16 protein-coding genes are annotated in these 17,315 nt (G+C 56.1%); 8 read left to right on the forward strand and 8 right to left on the reverse strand.

Annotated features, from left to right (window positions below; genetic code table 11):
- From H9I52_RS00005 to H9I52_RS00025, 5 genes are all read left to right on the forward strand, one after another.
- A partial coding sequence (locus tag H9I52_RS00005; RefSeq protein ID WP_262385910.1) for a sensor histidine kinase occupies positions 1 to 644 on the forward strand: 644 nt, incomplete at its 5' end.
- A 170-nt stretch (positions 645 to 814) separates the two neighbouring features.
- Positions 815 to 1,468 carry a response regulator gene (locus H9I52_RS00010; RefSeq protein ID WP_187452143.1) on the forward strand — a complete coding sequence of 218 codons (654 nt, stop codon included), beginning with the start codon at positions 815 to 817 and terminating at the stop codon, positions 1,466 to 1,468.
- A gap of 464 nt (positions 1,469 to 1,932) precedes the next feature.
- The gene (locus H9I52_RS00015) at positions 1,933 to 2,727 is read left to right on the forward strand and encodes a 3'-5' exonuclease (RefSeq protein ID WP_139514761.1); all 795 of its coding nucleotides are present in this window, start codon (positions 1,933 to 1,935) and stop codon (positions 2,725 to 2,727) included.
- A gap of 352 nt (positions 2,728 to 3,079) precedes the next feature.
- On the forward strand, positions 3,080 to 4,231 hold the full coding sequence (locus H9I52_RS00020) for a DUF937 domain-containing protein (RefSeq protein ID WP_187452144.1): 1,152 nt from the start codon (positions 3,080 to 3,082) through the stop codon (positions 4,229 to 4,231).
- Between the two features lie 120 nt (positions 4,232 to 4,351).
- A complete protein-coding gene (locus H9I52_RS00025) occupies positions 4,352 to 5,692 on the forward strand; it encodes an OmpA family protein (RefSeq protein ID WP_187452145.1) in 1,341 nt (446 codons plus the stop codon).
- Between the two features lie 251 nt (positions 5,693 to 5,943).
- Here H9I52_RS00025 and H9I52_RS00030 read toward each other — a convergent pair whose 3' ends face one another.
- The 5 genes from H9I52_RS00030 to nuoK form a co-directional block, all read right to left on the reverse strand.
- Entirely contained in the window at positions 5,944 to 7,347 is a 1,404-nt protein-coding gene (locus H9I52_RS00030; protein WP_187452146.1) for an NADH-quinone oxidoreductase subunit N, read from the reverse strand.
- 18 nt (positions 7,348 to 7,365) lie between these two features.
- On the reverse strand, positions 7,366 to 8,823 hold the full coding sequence (locus H9I52_RS00035; RefSeq protein WP_139514757.1) for a NuoM family protein: 1,458 nt from the start codon (positions 8,821 to 8,823) through the stop codon (positions 7,366 to 7,368).
- Positions 8,823 to 9,170: a superinfection immunity protein gene (locus H9I52_RS00040; protein WP_222940378.1), complete on the reverse strand. Its 348-nt coding sequence runs from the start codon at positions 9,168 to 9,170 to the stop codon at positions 8,823 to 8,825. Before H9I52_RS00040 ends, H9I52_RS00035 begins: the two co-directional genes overlap by 1 nt.
- 12 nt (positions 9,171 to 9,182) lie before the next feature.
- On the reverse strand, positions 9,183 to 11,123 hold the full coding sequence (gene nuoL / locus H9I52_RS00045) for an NADH-quinone oxidoreductase subunit L (RefSeq protein WP_187452147.1): 1,941 nt from the start codon (positions 11,121 to 11,123) through the stop codon (positions 9,183 to 9,185).
- Positions 11,124 to 11,208: 85 nt separating this feature from the next.
- On the reverse strand, positions 11,209 to 11,541 hold the full coding sequence (gene nuoK / locus H9I52_RS00050) for an NADH-quinone oxidoreductase subunit NuoK (RefSeq protein ID WP_139514754.1): 333 nt from the start codon (positions 11,539 to 11,541) through the stop codon (positions 11,209 to 11,211).
- A 259-nt stretch (positions 11,542 to 11,800) separates the two neighbouring features.
- Between nuoK and H9I52_RS00055 the strand changes: the two genes are divergently transcribed.
- Genes H9I52_RS00055 through H9I52_RS00065 form a run of 3 tightly spaced genes read left to right on the forward strand, consistent with a single transcriptional unit; the run spans position 11,801 to position 13,015 of the window.
- On the forward strand, positions 11,801 to 12,361 hold the full coding sequence (locus H9I52_RS00055) for an RNA polymerase sigma factor (RefSeq protein WP_222940379.1): 561 nt from the start codon (positions 11,801 to 11,803) through the stop codon (positions 12,359 to 12,361).
- A gap of 13 nt (positions 12,362 to 12,374) precedes the next feature.
- Positions 12,375 to 12,773, forward strand: a complete 399-nt coding sequence (locus H9I52_RS00060) for a hypothetical protein (RefSeq protein WP_139514752.1) — start codon at positions 12,375 to 12,377, stop codon at positions 12,771 to 12,773.
- A 32-nt stretch (positions 12,774 to 12,805) separates the two neighbouring features.
- Complete coding sequence (locus tag H9I52_RS00065; RefSeq protein ID WP_139514751.1) at positions 12,806 to 13,015, forward strand: hypothetical protein; 210 nt, start codon at positions 12,806 to 12,808, stop codon at positions 13,013 to 13,015.
- A gap of 85 nt (positions 13,016 to 13,100) precedes the next feature.
- On the opposite strand, the gene H9I52_RS00070 is transcribed toward H9I52_RS00065, so the two are convergent.
- From H9I52_RS00070 to H9I52_RS00080, 3 genes are all read right to left on the reverse strand, one after another.
- A complete protein-coding gene (locus tag H9I52_RS00070; protein WP_262385911.1) occupies positions 13,101 to 14,072 on the reverse strand; it encodes an alpha/beta hydrolase in 972 nt (323 codons plus the stop codon).
- Between the two features lie 264 nt (positions 14,073 to 14,336).
- A complete protein-coding gene (locus H9I52_RS00075) occupies positions 14,337 to 15,767 on the reverse strand; it encodes a TolC family protein (RefSeq protein WP_187452150.1) in 1,431 nt (476 codons plus the stop codon).
- Between the two features lie 94 nt (positions 15,768 to 15,861).
- Entirely contained in the window at positions 15,862 to 17,256 is a 1,395-nt protein-coding gene (locus H9I52_RS00080) for an HlyD family secretion protein (protein WP_187452151.1), read from the reverse strand.
- Between the last annotated feature and the right edge of the window lie 59 nt (positions 17,257 to 17,315).

A 17,315-nucleotide genomic window follows, 5' to 3' on the forward strand; every position in this document is an offset into this window, starting at 1 on the left:
GCGTGCGCCAGCTCTTGGCCCTGGAGCAGGTGCGCCACGGCATCGCCCGCGACCTGCACGACGACATGGGCTCGACCCTGAGCAGCATCTCCATTTTGAGCCAGGTGGCGCGCACCCACCAGCAGCAGCAGCGCCCTCAGCAGGCGGCGGCCGTCTTGGAGCAGATCGGGGAGAGCTCGCGGCGCATGCTCGACGCCATGGACGACATCGTCTGGGCCATCAACCCGGCCCACGACGCGGTGGAGGACGTCACGGCCCGCATGCGGGCCTTCGCCTCCGAGGCCCTGGAGGCGCGCGGCATCGCCCTGGCCTTCCGCGTGGCCCCCGAGGTGCGGGGCCTGGCCCTGGCCATGCCGGCGCGGCGCGAGTTTTTCCTTTTGTTCAAAGAAGCCGTCCACAACCTGGCCAAGTACGCCCGCTGCCGGCAGGCCACCGTCACGCTGGCCCGGCCCGCCGCCCACCGCCTGGTCTTGACCGTGCAGGACGACGGGGTGGGCTTCGACCCGCAGGCCCCGGCCCAGGGCGGGGGCCACGGGCTGGCCAACATGCGGGCCCGGGCCCGGGCCCTGGGCGGCCAGCTGGCCCTGTGCACCGCCCCCGGCCGCGGCACCACCCTCACCCTGACCATCCCCGTGAATGGGTAATCCCCAAAGGCTATTATATAAATATCTGATTGTCAAATATTTATATAATGCTTGAGTAGTGGCCTTCTCAAGAGTTAGTTGCTTTCTGAGAAGGCGCTCACATGATTATGTGGTCTTGTTTTGGGGCGTAAGGATGTATCTTGGTAGGGTTAATATTCTGCCTGATTCTCATGGAAGCGCCCACTCGCGTACTTATTTACGAAGACAATGCCGACCTGCGCACCAGCCTTAGCCAACTCTTGTCCGGTTACCCCGGGCTGGAGCTGGCGGGTGCCCTCGGCAACTGCATGCAGGCCGAAACCGACATCGCGCGCCTCTCGCCCGACGTGGTGCTGATGGACATCGACATGCCCGGCATCAGTGGCATCGAAGGTCTGCGCCGCATCAAGGCGGTGGCGCCCAAAGTTAATGTGGTGATGCTCACGGTGTTTGAGGAAAACGACCGCGTTTTCGATGCGATTTGTGCCGGGGCCGATGGCTACTTGCTCAAGAAAACGCCTCCAGCCAAGCTCCTCGATGCCATCGCAGAAGTACGGGCCGGGGGCGCCCCGATGACGCCCGCCATCGCCCGGCAAGTGCTGCGTTTGTTTCCGAAAGCGCCGCCCAAGGTAGTCGCGGAAGATGCCGTCACGGCCAACCTCAGCGCCCGCGAACAGGAAATTCTGAGCTTGCTAGTGGAAGGCTACAGCTACAAAATGATTGCCGCCGACCGCGGCATCAGCCTCGACACGGTGCGCTCGCACATCAAGAAAATCTACGAAAAGCTGCACGTCCGCTCCATGACCGAGGCCGTTTCGAAGGCCTTGCGCCAAGGGCTTACCTAAAGCAAGTGCCAACGGGTAAGCCACTCACATCATCATGTGATTGACAAGGGCAGGCCTCGCCTGTATCTTCCTGCTGACCAACGACTCCGGAAAATTCGTTTCGTGACGAAGCGATGCGGAACCGTCTGGTGTATTCTTAGCCGTCTATCGTTATGCCCAAACCACGCCGTCAAGTAATCATAATGATGGTGGGCCTCTGGCTCACTGGTCGTCCCGCACTAGCCTGATTGTTATCGGCCATGCCCGCCCCAGATCGTCTGGGCATCCCTAGACCGCGCCTGCTTGATTGCCCCGAGGCTATCAAGCAGGCTTTTTTGCGATCGTGCAAGCTTGGTATCTGATAGATACTCAAAGGGTTGGCTTTTTAGCTTGGAAAAAGCTGTTTAGTAGTATCAGGCAGGCAGTGTAGCTTCTGAGCCCGAATCGGCTATCTTCGGAGTCAGAACCCCGTCAGTGAGCCACCTATGCAAGTACTTCGCAAAGTTCCGTTCGAGCAGATTTTCGTCCTCGACATCGAAACCGTGCCGTGCGTAGGTTGCCACGACGAGCTAAATGAAATGCTGCGACTGCTCTGGGAGCACAAATGCCACGCCCTGCGCCGCGAAAAAGGTTGGAATTCGAGCCGCCTCGACGTCGAGCCGCTGCCGGATTTTCTGCATGCGGCGACGCTGTTTGAGCAGGCCGGCATTTATGCCGAGTTTGGCAAAGTCATCTGCATTTCGCTGGGCTGCTTCTACTTCGACCGGCAGGAAGAGCAGATGCGCTTTCGGGTAAAATCCTTCGCCGACCACGACGAGAAGCAGATGCTCAGCGAGTTTGCGCATGTACTGGACCGCAAACCGCAGCACATACTGTGCGCTCACAACGGCAAGGAGTTCGATTTTCCGTATCTGTCGCGGCGTATGCTCATCAACGGTCTTACGCTGCCGCCCCAGCTCGATATAGCCGGCAAGAAGCCGTGGGAGATTCCGCACCTCGACACCATGGAGCTGTGGAAGTTTGGCGACCGTAAGTCCTTTACTTCCTTGCCGTTGCTGGCGGCCATGTTCAATATCCCGACGCCCAAAGACGACATCAACGGGTCGGATGTGGCGCGCGTGTACTACAATGAGCAAGACCTGCCGCGCATAGTCAAGTATTGCCAAAAAGACATCATTACTACGGCCCGCTTGCTTCAGCGCTTCCGCGGCGAAGAGCCCTTTTCCGACGAAGCTGTTGTGTATGCCGACGAATGGAATGCAGTGATGCGGAAACTCTAAATGCTTGATTATAAAGTATTTATATTGATGCCTTTGGGTGATAAAATACCGCAATCTCTTTGCATCGGGTGCAGAAGTTGAGGCCCCGCCCTTTCCGAATTAAGGAAAGAGGCGGGGCTTTTTTAGAATCCGAAGTTAGAAAGAAAGGCTGCGCTGCCCCTTACCAACTTTTGCAAGACGTGGCTCGTATTGGTGACAGTTGCCGTTTTATGGATGAATATATTTATAAATATTTATGAAATAATATAACTAAATCACTATCCAAGCAATGAATTACGGGTATGGTTATTGTAAATAAGACTATAATTTATTGTATATTACTTAGTAGTAGCTTGCCTCACGTAATCTATCCATGTCAGTCGCCTTATTAGAAAAGGTTAAAAGCTACCTCACTGCTGACGCCGTGCGACTAGCTAGCACGGCATTGGGAGAAGACGAGGCCTCGGTGGCGAAAGCTTTCAATAAAGCTATCCCGTTGGTAATGAAAGCCTTTCAGGATTTGTCTAACCGGCCAGGCGGCACGGATATTCTCTGGAACATGACGCGCGATGCTCATGCCGCGGGCTTGGTAAACAACGTCGAACAGATCATAGATCCCACCGGCGTTTGGCACGAGCGTGGCAAAGAGCTGATGCGGTCGATGCTGGACGAAGAATATACAGGCCAGGTCGAGGCAATTGCCCAAGGCTGCGCGCTCCCTGCTTCGGCAGTGGAAAACCTGCTGAGCATCGCGGCGCCCATCACGCTGGGAGCGATGGGCCAGCAAGCCGCAGAGCAACGCCTAGATGCCATTGGTTTGGGCAAACTGCTGCGCAGCCAGCGCCTCACCGATGCGGCTACGCCTGTAAGCATGAGCAGCGGCGCGCCCTGGACAATCATCAGCGCAAGCGGTGATCTCGGTGCCGACAACCGACACGGCAAATCCAATCCGCTGGCCGGTTTCGACCCGCAGAAGTTCCTGCTGCGGGGGCGCAATACCCGGTCGGTGTGGCTGGCTTTGGTGGCAATTGCTGTAGCCATTGGCGGCTACTTGCTGGGGCACAACAGTTCTTCAGCGGTTCCGGACAGCAGCTTGTCGGCAACCCCTACAACGAGCGTGAGCGACGCCCAAATGCCGCCCAGCGTGGCGGCGCAAAACCGCTACGACAAGCTCGCCAGTGATTACGTGTACAAAGAACTGCCCGCGGAAGAAGCTGCGGGCTCCGATCCGGCACTGTCGGCCTCCAGCACAAATTCGCCCAGCACTACTGCCCCCAACCCGGAACGCGCGGCTATCCCCAAGCTCAGTAGCGAAACCAATGCCAACACAGCGGTGAGCAGCTCGGCCAAACGCCGGACAACGCGTACGCCGGCCCGCCGCACTAAAAAAGCTGCTGGTTTTCTGCGCTCGGTTGGTTCGCGCATCAACCGCCTGTTCCGTGGCTCGAAAACGCAACGGAAGCAGCGCTACAAAACCAAACGGAGTAACGCTGCAGTATGTCCGTGCACGCACCCAGTCAAATGAAACATATTGGTGGCGCTGCTTGCATATTGACTGATTTTCAAAAACTTGATACCTGATACAAGGCTGGTTGATTTCCCTGCTTTCTCCCGACTGGCCCTCCCACCTAAAACTTCTGCTGTTATGTCCCAGAACCTACTCGACAAAATCAAAACCCACTTTGCCGGCGAAACCGTGAGCCAAGTCAGTGTGGCAGTGGGGGAAAACGAAGCAGCCGTCAGCAAAGTCCTCACGCGGGTCATTCCGATCGTGCTGGATAGCTTTATTGAGCTGGCTGACCAGCCCGGTGGCACCGAGGTGCTGTGGGGCATGACGCGCGAAGCAAGCGAATCGGGCATTCTTACCAACCTTACCCGCTCAGTAAGCTCCGGCGGAGGCTGGCTCAACCGCGGCGTTGAGCTAACCAAGTCCTTGCTGGATGAGCGCTATACCACTACCGTCGAGTCGATTTCGCGCACTTCGGGCGCTCACGCCACGGCAGTGAGTAGCCTGTTCGGCATGGCCGCTCCCGTGACGTTGGGCGTATTGGGACAATATTCCGCCGAGCACGGCTTCGACGCGGGCGACCTAGCGCGGTGGCTACAAACGCAAAAAAACACCGTAGTAGGTGCAATGAAGCCGGAAGTAGGAGGCGGAAGTATAGCGCCGTGGACAAAAATTGGTGGTCCTTCGGAGGCCGTGCCGCTCAACAGCTACGAGTTGGACGCCCGCCCGTCCCATTCCGGCGGGCATCTCTATGCACACCAGGAAACGGTAGCGCAGGGCAAAGGCCCGATGCGCTGGATTCTGCTGGGCCTGCTGCTTGTCGCGATTGCCGCGTTGGTGGAAGTCGGCTTTTTCCTGGGCCAGCGGCGTGGGGGAGTAGATGCCAACGGGCTCGGCGGCGATACCGCCAGCGCTACTAGCGCTACTGATAAGGGCGGAAACTCCGCCGTAGCTGCGCCGTTAGCGGGTCGTTATGATAAGGCTTCGGGCAACTTCATTTATGATACGGGAGCGCCGACGCTACTGAAACTAGCCGACGGTTCTCGCCTGATGGCCGGCACCAACTCGACGGAAAGCCGCCTCTACCAGTTCCTTGCGGATGACAACATACAAGTCGATTCGGTCAATCGCACGAAAGGCTGGATCAGCTTCGATCGAGTGTATTTCGAGCCGAACTCCTCCAAGATCACCGGCGAATCGCAGCAGCAGCTACAGAACATCGCCCGTATTCTGAAGAGCTTCCCGAATGCCAAAGTGAAAATCGGGGGCTACACCGACAATCACGGCGAGTTCAAGCTGAACCTGAAACTGAGCGAAGCTCGTGCTACCGCCGCCATGGCCGAATTGGTGGATTTGGGCATTGATGCCACGCGCATCGTAGCCAAAGGGTACGGCCAGAAAATCCCCATCGCCAGCAACGACACCGACGATGGCCGCGCCCTCAACCGCCGTATCAGCATCCGCGTGACGCAGAAATAGCGTTCGATTTCGATATAACTACATACAAAAGGGGCTCCTGCAAAGCAGGAGCCCCTTTTGTATGTAGTTGATAATCAATTACTTATAGTTGTTCGTGTAAAGGCTCTTTTGCGAGGTAGCCCGTCATCTTGTACTGATTGTGGCAGTGTTTGTGTAACTGCTTAGCTCGTCACAGCACTCTGCTGTCTGGGCATAAAAAAGGCGCCTCATGAAGAGGCGCCTTTTTTATAAAGCAACACAGGCTGTACCTGCTACAAAACCCCAGTGAAAATACCAGGCAGGATTCCAAGGAGGACGGTCAGCAAAGCCAGTACCACCAACACCACCGCCTGAAACGTGCCCACCGCAACGGGCTCAGTTGCGTCGGCCTCAGCCGGGCGCATGTACATGGCGATAACGGGGCGCAGGTAATAGTAAATGCCTACCATCGACATCACCACGGCGAATACCACGAGGCCAATATATCCTTTGTCGATGGCAGCGCCGAACAGGAAAAACTTGCCGAAAAAACCTCCGGTCAGCGGAATGCCCGCGAGCGAAAGCATGGCTACGGTCATCACAAACGCCAACAGCGGATTGGTGCGGGCCAAGCCATTGAGCGCCGTGTAATCTTCGCGCTGACGTTGATCAGAAACGAGCTTCAACACCCCGAAAGCCGCCACAGTAGCGATGGAATATGCCAGCGAGTAGAAGAAAATGCCGTTAGCTGACAGACCGCTAAGTGCGCCATTAAAGGCCACCAAGCCAATCATCAGATAGCCCGCATGCGAAATGCTCGAATAGGCCAACATGCGCTTCACGCTGTTTTGGGCCACGGCGCCCACGTTGCCAATAAGCAAAGTCAGCACGCACATCGCGATGATGGTCGGGATCCAGAAATTCTGAGCGGCTGGGAAAGCCTGCACCAACAACTTGAGGAAAGCGGCAAAGCCGGCGGCTTTTACCACGGTGCTCATGAAAGCGGCAAAGAAGGTGGGCGTGCCTTCGTACACGTCGGGCGTCCAGAAATGGAAAGGCGCCGCCGATACTTTGAAGCCTACCCCGATCAGCATCATCAGCAAACCGATGTAGAGCATAGGCTGCATCGAAGCGTTGGCCGGGTTGGCTACTGCTTCGCCAATCTGCGACACGTAGAAGGCACCCGTTGCGCCATATACCAGCGCAATGCCGAACAGCAGAATGCCGGTGGCAAACGAACCCATCAGGAAGTATTTCAGGGCGGCTTCGTTCGAGCGCACGTTGCGCTTGTCGGAGCCGGCCAGCACGTACATCGAAATGCTCAGGATCTCAATGCCGACAAACAGCATCAGCAGGTTTTCGTAGCTCACCATCATGATGGCGCCCACGAGTGAAAACAGCAGCAGCGAATAGTATTCGGCGAGGTTGGCTTCGTCGTCGCGCACGTATTTCTGCGAGAAGGGCAGCAGCAACACCGTCGTCAGGACCACAATGCCGGTAAAGGCAACCGAGTAGCGGTCGATGGTGAGCATGTTGTTGAAATACGACTGCGAAGCCGAATTCCAATCGTACGCGTTGGCTCCGAATACCACCACCAGAATGATCATGGCCACCGGAAGCAGCATCCGGTTGGAGCGCAGGAACCCTAGGAAAAGGTTGACGATGCCGAGAACGGAGAGCAGAATAATAGAAGTCATGTCGTCGGGATCAGGAGCTTAGCGGTTTATCATGGTGATAATCTGCAGGATAGCAGGCTCGGAGATGCGCAGGAACACATTCGGAAACAGACCGATCCAGAACACCATGATAATCAAGGGAATAAGGACAGCTAATTCGCTGCCGCTCAAATCACGGATGGCGGCCGAAAAAGAAGAATCGGGGCCAAGCATCACGCGTTGGAACATACGCAGCAGGTATACAGCCGCAAAGATGATGGTCAGGCCAGCCACGGCGCCCAGCCAGTTATTGTATTGATACACACCGCCCAGCAGCAGAAATTCGCCTACAAAACCATTGGTCAGCGGCAGGGCTACCGTGCCGAGCAAAATCACGAGGAAGGTCACGGAAAGCAAGGGCGTACTGCGGGTCAGGCCGCCGAGCTCGGGAATCTGGCGAGTGTTGGTGCGGCGCTGGATGATGTCGGCGATAAAGAACATGCCCACCACGTTGATGCCGTGCGCCAGCATCTGAACCACGGCACCTTGCATGCCCATCAGGGTAATCGAAAACACGCCTGCCGCCATCAGGCCCACGTGGGAGAGCGACGAATACGCGATCAACCGCTTCATATCGCGTTGGCGAATGGCGATGATGGCGCCGTAAATGATGCCGATAACGGCCAGAATCATCACGACCTTATCCCACTGGCTTACGCCTTTGGGCACAATCGGCAGCAGCCAGCGCAGGCAGCCGTAAATACCCATTTTCAGCATGATGCCCGACAAGAGCATGGTAGCAGGAGCGGGGCTTTCGGTGTAGGTATCAGGCTGCCACGTGTGAAAGGGGAAAATCGGCATTTTCACGGCAAACGCTATGAAAATCAGCCAGAAGAGCCAAGCCTGCTGGGCCGCACTCAGGTTCAGGTTGTAGAACGCAATGATATCCGACGAGCGCATCGCTCCGTTGACTCCCGTCTGGAAATAGAGGTATACGAAGGCGGCCAGCATAAACAGCGAGCCGATAATGGTGTACAGAAAGAACTTAAACGTAACCTGAATCCGGCGCTCACTGCCCCAAATGCCCGCCAGGAAATAGATCGGAATAAGGGCTACTTCCCAGAAGAAGTAGAACAGGAAGGCGTCCAGCGAGATGAACACGCCAATCAGCCCCGTTTGCATAAACAGGATGAGCGCGTAAAAAGCCGAAGCATTGGGGTAATCGTGGCGAAAAGAAGCCAGAATAATCAGCGGCACTAGAAAGGTGGTGAGCAGCACCAGCAGCAAGCTGAGTCCGTCGATGCCCACGTGAAAATTGATGCCTGCTGAGGCAATCCACGGCACGTTCACTTCAAACTGCGCGCGGGCTGTGTGCTGGGACGTAACCGCAATGAAAATTGCCAGTGCGAATTCGACCAGTGACGCGCCAAAAGCCATCACGCGTGCCGCTTGGCCTTTGGCAAAGTGCAGCAACAGCGCGGCCGCCACAGGAAAGAGAAGTAAGAGGACAGTCAGCATTAGCTAAGCAGGTTGTTCTTTTGGCGCTCAAATTCTGTCTGTGTGAGCACGCCTTGATCACACAAGTTGTGCAGCTTAATTATCTCATCGGCTACTGAAGCCTTCGAAGTAGCATTAGCTCCCGAAGAAATAGCTGAAGTAATAGAATCACTGCGCAACGCGAGGTAAAGAGAAAAAACCCAACCAATTATAGACCATCCTGCGAGTAAATTGATCACGAATAGAGTCTTAAAGTCAGGCTTCTTACGCCCAATCAGGTAGGGCAAAAAGTAGAAGAAGAGAACAGGAAGGAGCCACAGAAAATCTACGAAGGTCAAATTCTTCAAGAGAAACTCTGCTGTGCTCATACCTCTTTTGATTTATAGCCGGAAGAAGTTCAGCGCCAGAATCACTACAATCCCGATTACCATCAGCATGAGATACAAGCCGATCGTGCCAGTTTGCACATAGCGCAGCAGTTGCCCGCCGCCTAGGGTAAGACGACCAAAGCCGTTTACAATCGGGTCGATAACTCCTTGCTCGACAAACCGATACAAGCCTTTTGACAGCGCCATCGACGGACGCACAAACAGCGCATCGTACAGCTCATCGACGTAGTACTTGTGATACACCAAGCTCTCAGGAGCCGAACGCTGCGATTCGTCTGCAACCGGGCGCACACCACGGCTTATGTACTGCACATAGGCCAAAACAATGCCCAGCGCCCCGGCTGCTACTGATAGGCCAATCAGCATCAGCTCGGTGTTGTGATCGAGTTCTGCTGCAAATGCCTCAGGATTAAGGCGTTGTGAATACGTGAAAATGGGTGCCAGATAATCGGCTAAGTAATGCTTGCCCAAGATCATCGGAGCGCCCATGAAACCGCCCACAGCGGCCAACACAGCCAGAATAATCAGCGGCAGCGTCATGGAAGCAGGCGACTCGTGCAGATGGTGCTTCTGTTCTTCGGTCCCCCGGAACTCGCCAAAGAACGTCAGGAACAGCAGGCGGAACATGTAGAACGCCGTCAGGAACGATGTAAACAAGCCGATGACCCACATGAGCTTGTTGTGCTCGTAAACGTGGCTCAGGATTTCGTCTTTGGAGAAGAAACCCGAAAATGGCGGAATGCCGGAGATGGCCAGGCAGCCAATAAGGAACGTTAAGAACGTGATGGGCAAGGCTTTGCGCAAGCCGCCCATTTTGCGGATATCCTGCTCGTTGCTCATGGCGTGAATCACGGAACCCGCACCCAGGAACATTAGCGCTTTGAAGAAGGCGTGCGTCAGGACGTGGAACAGCGAGGAGCTGTAGCCCATCACGCCCAAGGCCAGGAACATGTAGCCGAGCTGCGAAACGGTAGAGTAAGCCAGTACCTTCTTGATGTCGTTTTGAGCAAGGCCGATGGTGGCAGCGAAGAGCGCCGTGGCCAAGCCAATGATGCCCACAACTTCGAGCGTCGTAGGGGCGAGCGTAAACAGCACGTTGGCACGCAACACCATATAGATACCGGCCGTCACCATCGTAGCTGCGTGGATAAGCGCCGAAACGGGCGTCGGGCCGGCCATGGCGTCGGGGAGCCAGGTATAAAGCGGCAACTGCGCCGATTTGCCCATGGCACCCACAAAGAGCAGCAGCGTAATAGCAGTCACGACACCGGTTCCAACCTGAAGTTGTGAAGCTTTCTGGAACACTTCGGCGTACTGCACCGAGTCGAAGGTGAGATAGATCAGGAAGATGCCCAGCAGAAAGCCTAAGTCACCGATGCGGTTGATAATGAAGGCTTTCTTGGCGGCGTTATTGTATTCGGTGTTCTTGTTCCAGAAGCCAATCAGTAGGTAAGAGCAGAGTCCTACGCCTTCCCAACCGATAAACAAAATCACGAAGTTGGCGCCCATAACCAGCACCAACATGCTGAATATAAATAGGTTGAGAAACGAGAAGAACTTCCCAACGTTCTCGTCGTGGTGCATGTAGCCGATGCTGTACACGTGAATCAGGAAGCCGACTCCCGTGACGAGCAGCAGCATGATGAGGCTGAGCTGGTCTATCTGGTAGGAAAACGGAATCTGGAAGGAGCCGACCGTAATCCAGTCGAACAGCGTGACCGTGTACTGGTACTGGAAATTGGCAAACAGAAAGACCGAAATCGCGAACGAGCCCAGCACCGTCGCGCTACCCAAGAGCCCAGCTACAGTGCCCGACAGGCGGCGGTTGAGCAAGCCGTTGAGCAGAAAGCCTAAAAAAGGCAGCAGCGGGATCAGAACGTACAGCAGCGTAGAATACGGTGCGCTGGCTGCGGGAATAACAGTTTCTTGCATAAGTTGAATTGTTAAACGGATAAACGTAAGTCATTGATTATCAAATGGTTGTAAAAAATAACCGTTGATAACACAAGTCGTTAGCTTACCATTTAAGCCTATTCAAAAGATTGACGTCGGTATTCTGGAAGTTGCGGTAGATCATCACGATAATGCCCAAGCCTACTGATACTTCGGCGGCGGCTACGGCCATGATGAAAAACACAAAGATTTGCCCGTTCGGGTCGGCGCGGTAGGCCGAGAAAGCCGTCAGCAGTACGTTCACGGCGTTGAGCATCAGCTCGATGCACATGAAAATGATGATGGCGTTGCGCCGGGTCAGTACCCCGACTACGCCGATGCAAAACAGCGTCGTAGCGAAGAATACGTAATACTGCAGCGGGACGGTGCGGATAACTTCCGGGATGGTCTGTTCCATGTAGTTGGGTCAGCAGACAAAGCAAAGAGCCAACCGAAGCTCGGCTGGGGTGAATTAGCTGGCAAAGGTATCCTGAAAATCGGAAACCGCACAGGGAAATGTAGCAACGATGCCGCGGAAGCAAGCCGCTTTTCAGCGCACAGAGGCGCTACCGACGAGGCGTTGATAAATATCTGGGCGGCATAAAGTATTTTGAAACGAAGTTCGTCTGCTTAACCAGATGGAACCTATAGCCTTAACCGGATTAGCCGCGGCCAACATGACTGGACAAGACCGTCAGATACAGGAGGCCGTGCGCGAGCAACGCGGTCGCTTGCTGGCGTTTATCCGCCGCCGCGTGCCCGACGAAGCCGACGCCGAAGACATTCTGCAGGATGTATTTGGAGAGCTGGTGGAAAGTTACCGCCTGCTCAAGCCCGTGGAAAAAGTGGCCTCCTGGCTTTTCCGCGTGGCCCGCAACCGCATCACCGACCTCTACCGCCGCAAGAAAACTACTTCGCTCGAAGCCGAAGCCTTCAACTACAGCGACAACGAGGAAGGCGCTTTGCTGCTCGCCGATGTGCTGCCCGCCCAAGACGACGCTCCCGAAAACCGACTGCTGCGCGAGACGTTGATGGAGGCCCTCGCCGATGCCTTGGAGGAGCTGCCCAAAAACCAGCGCGACGTGTTTGTGTGGCACGAACTGGAGGGCAAAAGTTTTAAGGAGCTGGCCGAAGAAACCGGCGTGCCGCTCAAAACCTTGATTTCGCGCAAGCATTACGCGGTGCAGCACCTGCGCCAACGGCTCCATGCGCTTTACACGGATTTATTCACTGATTAATCTCCCCACCCATATGAACCGCAAATTTTGGCTGCTTCGCGGCCTGCGCTTTTTGCTTTTTGCAGCCTTGTTTATCACTGCTGCGGGCTTTATCACCATGTACCTCTGGAACTGGCTCGTTCCCAATATCTTCCACGGACCGGTGCTCAATTTTGCCCAAGCCATTGGGCTGCTGGCTCTTTCGCGCCTGTTGCTGGGTGGTTTTCGCGGCGGACCCGGGCAGCATCGCTGGGGCCGGGCTCGTTGGAACCAACACCAACGCGAATGGCGCCAGAAGATGGAAACTCGCATGGCGGCCATGACGCCCGAAGAACAGGAGAAATTCCGGCAGAAGATGCGCGCTAGCTGTGGCCCGCCCTGGATGCGCCGACAGGCGTCCACCGAAGAACCTTCTGTAAATCAGGCCGTGTAAGTTAGTGTTAATCAATGATTTGTATTTAAATCATGAAGCCTGCCACCGAAAGGAAAGTCATTCGCTGGTTTCATGTGCTGGCCAGTATCCCGATTGTGGGCTACATCTACGGGCCAGTAGCCTCGAAGCCGGAAGCCGCTTTTGCCACTAAGTTTGTCCTGCTGCCGCTGGTGGTGCTAACGGGCTTGTGGTTGTGGAAAGGCTACGCAGTAAGAAGGTGGCTGAAGACGTTTAGTAATTGAGTCGACGCAAAACAGGCCGCGGATATATCTGCGGCCTGTTTTGCGTCATTATCCAGTGGTATGGGCACACGTTCATTCTGTCTATTTATTTACCGTTTAAAACCTTGCTCAAAAAGGCAGCCGTGTAGTTGAGGGTAGGCTCAAACCAGGGATTAAAAAGCGGGAAAGTGTGCGGCGTATCCGGGATGGCGTGGACCTCGTTGTAAATTTTTAATTCGTTGAGCTTACTGATAAAGTCTGTTCTTCCCGCGTGCATTCTGTCCACGGAGCTATTGATGAACAGGATAGGCGGCATTTTCCCGCTGACGTGATTTAGTGCCGAAGCTTCTTGCCACAACTCCGGCTTCTGACTTTTAGAAGCCCCGAACCAGTACGTCGCGGCCGAAGTCGATTTGCTGTCGTCGCCTTCGCCCGACTCTGGATGGATGAAAGCCAAAATGCCATCTACATCCACTACCGCCTGCACATTGCTAGAAACACCTCTGTTACAGGTGTTTACTTCGTAGCGCTTGTCGCCGTTGGTGGAGCCCATAAGTGCGGCCAGTTGCCCGCCAGCCGAAAAACCCCAGACCGCGATTTTGGTCGTGTCAATAGCATACGCGTTCGCATTCGCGCGCATCCACCGAACGGCAGCCTTCAGGTCATTGACGGCCGCTGGGTAAATGGCTTCCGTGGAAAGCCGGTATTCTGCCGTAACGGTCACGTAGCCTTTCCCAGCCAACTGCTGCGCCATCGGGATGTGATGGGAGCGGTCGCCGGAGCGCCAGCCACCACCGTGAATAAGCAGCACAGCAGGGTACTTAGCTTTCCGCTTAGCCGTGGGATAGAAGATGTCGAGCTTCAGGTCCCGATTGCCAATCGTGCAATACGTGAGATCCCTTTTCGAGGCAACGCCAGCCGGTATTTTAGGCGTGGCAATGCTGACAGCAGGATATTGTTTTTTGGCCTTCACATAAGCGCTGTGCACCGTGAAAGAAGTGTCGCGTTCTGCTGCTTTTTGCTGCGCTTCAACCGAAAAAGAAACGATCGTGAACGCTGCTACTAACAGGCTTTTCAATCTAAAATAGGCTTTCTTACGCATGCGCTTAGGGTTTATGGGGCCGTTGCATGGTAGGCATTTCCCGTGCATCGATAGCTTGGGCATATTACTCAATAATACAGAAAGCGGCACCCGAAGCAGTCAGGTTCCGCTTTTCCCGTTTGTCAGCCTGAGTAACGCGAAGGATCTCGCCCGCCGCAGTAATTAATGAGTTAGCGTGGCCCGCAAGATGCTTCGCCAACCTCAGCATGACGTTCGAGTGAGTGAGATTTTAACTTAATCTCACTCGATACTACCGCCCGCTGCCCAGCGCAGTGTCGCTTGCGTCTGGGCGTATTTGGCTTGCAGCTCCGCCAGCTTCACTTGAGCGCTCACCAGCGAAGCTTCCCGCGCATTGATCAGGAACACCGAGCTTTCGCCGTTCTCGAAGCGGATTTGCTCGCCGTTGCGCAGGGTTTGGGCGTTGCGCACTACCTGCTCTTGCACCCTAAGCTGCTCGTGTAGAGCTTCCCAATCGTTGGCGATGCTGCGCACCGCTGTTTGCACGTCGCGGGTATCCTGCTGCAGACCGTACTCGGCTTCGCGACGCTTGAGTTGGTTGAGCTGGAGCTTGCTGCGCTCCTGGCGCAGGAGCAGCGGGTACTGAAAGCTCAGGCCGAGCTTGTAGTTGTTAGAAAAGTAGCTGCCGTTCCACTGCATTGCGCCTTCCGGGCGAAATGGCTGACCAGCCCGTAGCAGATTGTAGTCGGCAAAGAGCTTAGGTAATAGCTTGTTGGATAATAGCTTACGCTCAACGCCCAATTGGTTGAGCTTGGCCCGCGTCTTGGCCAGATCGGGGTGCATTTGGCCTGCAAGGTTTACCAAGGTCTCTACTGAATCCTGGGGCAGAACGCGCCAGGCGGTGGGGGCCGGCAATGCCTGTGGACGCACAGTAGCGGGTAGCTCACGCGGCTGGTTTTGCTCGTCCCAGAGGTAGTTGCTGAGCTTGAGGGTCGCGTTTTGCCATTGCACGCGCGCTTGTACCAGTTGGGCCTGGCGATTTTGTAGTTCCGTGAGCGCTTCCACCGAATCGATGGCCGCTAAGTCGCCTTGGCGCACGCGCTCGCGCACGGCCCGAAAGCGGACATCGGCCAAATCGGTATTGTAGCGCAACAGCTCCAGGCGCTGGTGGCTCAGGCTCCATTCCCAGTAGTCTTTGGCGGCCGAAAGCACGAGCTTGTTAAGTGTGCTGCGGCGTTCGGCCTCGGCCAAGCCAGCCAACGCCTGCGCCTGGCGAATGGCGGCGCGGCGCTCGTCAATAAGCAGCCCTTGCGCCAGCGGCACCGAGACGCCCACGTAGCTCAGGCCCTGTTGCGGCGTGCGGATTTGCTCGCTCACGTAGCTGCCAACGTTGCGCTCAAAGCCCGCTTTCACATCGAAGCCGAACCACACCGGCACCCGCAGGGTGTTGTCCCAGAGGTTGAAGTAGTCCTTGTCGTTCAGCGTTTTACCGTAGTATTTGCTGCTGATTTCCGGGTCGAGCAAGCCGCGGGCGTACCGGATCTCCTGCTGCGCTCGCTCGGGCAGCAAGCCCGCCTGCCGCGCCACCGGATGCCGCAACATAACGTGCGTAAACAGGTCGCTGAGCGTGAACACCTGGCCCGTCGTGTCGCGCGGCAACGCTTGTGCCGCCGCACGGCCCGGCAGCAACCCAGGCAAGGCAACAAGACACATAACCAGCAAAAAGGCGAAACAAAACATAACCGGTAAGTGCAAAAGGGAAATCAAGGTTTTGTAATTATCTGATAGACAAATAGTTGTGCAGAATCTACTCTTCGGCCGCTGCATACCCATCGGCTTTGTCGGCTTTCTTGCCCGCCTTCTCGGTCTTCTCAGGAGCTTTGGGCTGCGTCACGAAATTGGGTGGGAAGCCGTTGAGCTGCCGCCAAAGCTCGTACCAGATCGGCACGTCGTCGAGCAAGGCCCAGCCATAGACGCCGCTGCCCACGCGCAAGGGCTTCGGCCAGGGTTCCTGCTCCGGATCGGGGGTGACCAGCACGCGGTATTGGCCCTGACTGTCAATGTTATCGATCACGGCCACCACGCCGCCGAAGGTGCCGAAGCTCGTGCCCGGCCAGCCCGAAAACACCAGCGCCGGCCAGCCATCAAACTGCAACCGCACCTTGCGGCCCACCGACAGCAGCGGAATATCCATCGGGCGCACGTACAGTTCGGCGGCCAGCTGCGGGTGCGAAGGCATCACCGTCACGATTGGCTCACCTTCCTTGATAATCTCACCTAAACCTTGCTTAAGGGCGCGCACCACGTAGCCGTCCTGCGGGGCCGTAATGCGGTAAAAGGCGTCGCGAATGCTCAGGTTGGCGTACTCGTTGCGCATCTTGGCAATCTGGCCTTTTGTGTCGAATTGGTACGCGGTGGCGCTGCGCCGGTCGCTTTCCGACTTCGCCAGTTTGTCCTGATACTCAGCACTTAGCGAAAGCAACTCCAGGCGGGCATTCAGCAATTCCTGCTGGCTCGAGCCCAGCTTGTTTTCCACGGCTTGTCGCTTAGCCGTCGATTCCTGAAACTTAAGGCGGCGCTGTTCCAGCTCCGTCAGTGACTTAAGTCCTTGCTGATAAAGCTTTTCCTGGCGGTCGAGCTGCTGGCGGGCGATGGCGAAATCCGTGTTGGCGGCCACCAGCTCGGCGCTATCGCTCTGTACTTTGAGGCGCGTCTGGCGCACTTTGTTGCGTGCTTTGTCGAGGCTCACCTTCAGGGCCTGGCGCAGTGCCGTTTGTTGCTGACCAAGCGCCACGGCCTTAGCGCCGTTTTCACGCAGCGACGCTTCTTTGGCTACCAGCTGTTCGCGGGTGCGGGCCAGCAATTCCGGATCAAAAAACTTGTCCTTGATCTCGGCAATTTCCACCAGGGTATCGCCGCGTTGCACCAGCTGGCCTTCCTGCACGCGCCACCGCAAAATGCGGCCCGCGATGGTGCTCGGCACGGTTTGGGGGCGATCCTGCGGCCGAAGCGTAGTCAGGGCGCCGGTAGAGCGAATGTTCTGGGTCCAGGGCAGGAAGCCGCACAGCAGCACCAGCAAGGCCAGCACGCCGCACCAACGCGCCAGCACGCGTCCGGTACGCGGCGTTTGCACATGCTCAAACGAGCTAAATCGGCGGGCTTCAGGGTGGGTTTCCGGAAGCGGATGCTCGTCGAATGACATAGCTAGGAGAAGGTTATGAGTTGTAACGGCAGGTTTCGGGGGCAAGAAGAGGAGGGCTG

This window comes from Hymenobacter sp. BT491, assembly GCF_014349165.1.
GTDB lineage: Bacteria > Bacteroidota > Bacteroidia > Cytophagales > Hymenobacteraceae > Hymenobacter > Hymenobacter jejuensis.

Excerpts from the sequence above, each read along its gene's own strand:
- H9I52_RS00065 (WP_139514751.1), top strand. The coding sequence starts at position 12,806 with ATGAAGCCTGCCACCGAAAGGAAAGTCATTCGCTGGTTTCATGTGCTG.
- H9I52_RS00040 (WP_222940378.1), bottom strand. The coding sequence starts at position 9,170 with ATGAGCACAGCAGAGTTTCTCTTGAAGAATTTGACCTTCGTAGATTTT.
- nuoK (WP_139514754.1), bottom strand. The coding sequence starts at position 11,541 with ATGGAACAGACCATCCCGGAAGTTATCCGCACCGTCCCGCTGCAGTAT.
- H9I52_RS00035 (WP_139514757.1), bottom strand. The coding sequence starts at position 8,823 with ATGCTGACTGTCCTCTTACTTCTCTTTCCTGTGGCGGCCGCGCTGTTG.
- H9I52_RS00025 (WP_187452145.1), top strand. The coding sequence starts at position 4,352 with ATGTCCCAGAACCTACTCGACAAAATCAAAACCCACTTTGCCGGCGAA.
- H9I52_RS00030 (WP_187452146.1), bottom strand. The coding sequence starts at position 7,347 with ATGACTTCTATTATTCTGCTCTCCGTTCTCGGCATCGTCAACCTTTTC.
- H9I52_RS00020 (WP_187452144.1), top strand. The coding sequence starts at position 3,080 with ATGTCAGTCGCCTTATTAGAAAAGGTTAAAAGCTACCTCACTGCTGAC.
- H9I52_RS00060 (WP_139514752.1), top strand. The coding sequence starts at position 12,375 with ATGAACCGCAAATTTTGGCTGCTTCGCGGCCTGCGCTTTTTGCTTTTT.
- H9I52_RS00015 (WP_139514761.1), top strand. The coding sequence starts at position 1,933 with ATGCAAGTACTTCGCAAAGTTCCGTTCGAGCAGATTTTCGTCCTCGAC.
- nuoL (WP_187452147.1), bottom strand. The coding sequence starts at position 11,123 with ATGCAAGAAACTGTTATTCCCGCAGCCAGCGCACCGTATTCTACGCTG.
- H9I52_RS00075 (WP_187452150.1), bottom strand. The coding sequence starts at position 15,767 with ATGTGTCTTGTTGCCTTGCCTGGGTTGCTGCCGGGCCGTGCGGCGGCA.
- H9I52_RS00010 (WP_187452143.1), top strand. The coding sequence starts at position 815 with ATGGAAGCGCCCACTCGCGTACTTATTTACGAAGACAATGCCGACCTG.
- H9I52_RS00080 (WP_187452151.1), bottom strand. The coding sequence starts at position 17,256 with ATGTCATTCGACGAGCATCCGCTTCCGGAAACCCACCCTGAAGCCCGC.
- H9I52_RS00055 (WP_222940379.1), top strand. The coding sequence starts at position 11,801 with ATGACTGGACAAGACCGTCAGATACAGGAGGCCGTGCGCGAGCAACGC.